At 52.2% G+C, this 1,321-nt stretch carries 2 protein-coding genes; both read left to right on the top strand.

Annotated features, from left to right (window positions below; genetic code table 11):
- On the top strand, positions 1–185 hold a 185-nt coding region (locus J7439_RS25470), incomplete at its 5' end, for a hypothetical protein (RefSeq protein ID WP_209204857.1).
- A gap of 23 nt (positions 186–208) precedes the next feature.
- Positions 209–1,078: a hypothetical protein gene (locus J7439_RS25465; protein WP_209204856.1), complete on the top strand. Its 870-nt coding sequence runs from the start codon at positions 209–211 to the stop codon at positions 1,076–1,078.
- Positions 1,079–1,321: the final 243 nt, after the last annotated feature.

Raw genomic sequence — 1,321 nt, 5'->3', positions numbered from 1 at the left:
AGACGATACTTTTGGGCTGGCTGGAAATAACAGAAGCAGGCATGATAAATAACCATTACGAAAAGTGCCTTCATAATAGTCGTGGAATTAATGCACTTTTATTTCAATTATTCAGAGAGAGCACCCTCACGGGCAATATGCCAGTTCAATTAAAAAATACTCGTCAGCGTCTAAAAGACCGTTAAATCGAACAGAACAAAGCCAGCTGATGCGTTTGCTTAAAAATTTTACTGTAACACGGAGCTGGAATTGGCGAAGCCTGACAACAACACTTCACTCATTTACTTCAGCGGGTGTTTTTACTCCTCATAAACCCATGAATGAGCGTGTTCAGCACACTCAAACTGCCTTATTGTCGACGCTATTTGATGCAATAATATTTAACTGCAACCAAAAATCTGAAGCCAGGAATATTGATGCCCAGGGAATCACCAACCTGCTGTGGGCCATGGCGAAACTGGTGGACAACGGGCAGAAGTGGACACCGGGGCTCAAAGAGGCCGTGACTGCGCTGTTGCCCCAAGTGGCCGCAAAGCAAGACCAATTTAATGCCCAGGGGATCTCCAACCTGCTGTGGGCGATGGCGAAACTGGTGGACAACCGGCTGGAGCGGACACCAGAGCTCAACGAGGCCGTAGCCTTGCTGTTGCCCCGCGTGAACGCACAGAAAGATCAATTTATTCCTCAGCATCTCGCCAACCTGTTGTGGGCCATGGCGAAACTGGTGGATAACGGGCTGGAGCAGACACCAGAGCTCAACGAGGCCGTGGCCGTGCTGTTGCTCCACGTGAACGCACAGAAAGCTAACTTTAAACCTCAGGAAATCACCAACCTGCTGTGGGCCATAGCGAAACTGGTGGGCAACGGGCAAGAGCAGACACCAGAGTTCAACGAGGCCCTGGCCGCGCTGTTGCCCCTCGTGAACGCACAGAAAGCTCACTTTAAAACCTCAGATGATTGCCAACCTGCTGTGGGCCATGGCGAAACTGGTGGACCACGGCCAGGAGCAGACACCAGAACTCAACAAGGCCTTGGCCGCGCTGTTGCCCCACGTGAACGTAAAGAAAGACCAATTTAATGCCCAGGGTATCACCAACCTGCTGTGGGCCATGGCGAAACTGGTGGACAACGGGCAGGAGCACACACCGGAACTCAAAGAGGTCGTGGCCGCGCTGTTGCCCCACGTGAAGGTAAAGAAAGACCAATTTCATGCCCAGGGTATCACCAACCTGCTGTGGGCCATGGCGAAACTGGTGGACAATGTGCAGGGGCTCAACGAGACCGTGGCCACGCTGTTGCCCCGGGTGAGCGCACATAAAGA

It is taken from the genome of Salinisphaera sp. G21_0 (genome assembly GCF_017744115.1).
Lineage (GTDB): Bacteria > Pseudomonadota > Gammaproteobacteria > Pseudomonadales > Endozoicomonadaceae > Endozoicomonas.
The sequence above is the reverse complement of the archived record's forward strand: the minus strand, read 5'-3'. Positions and strand labels throughout refer to the sequence as shown.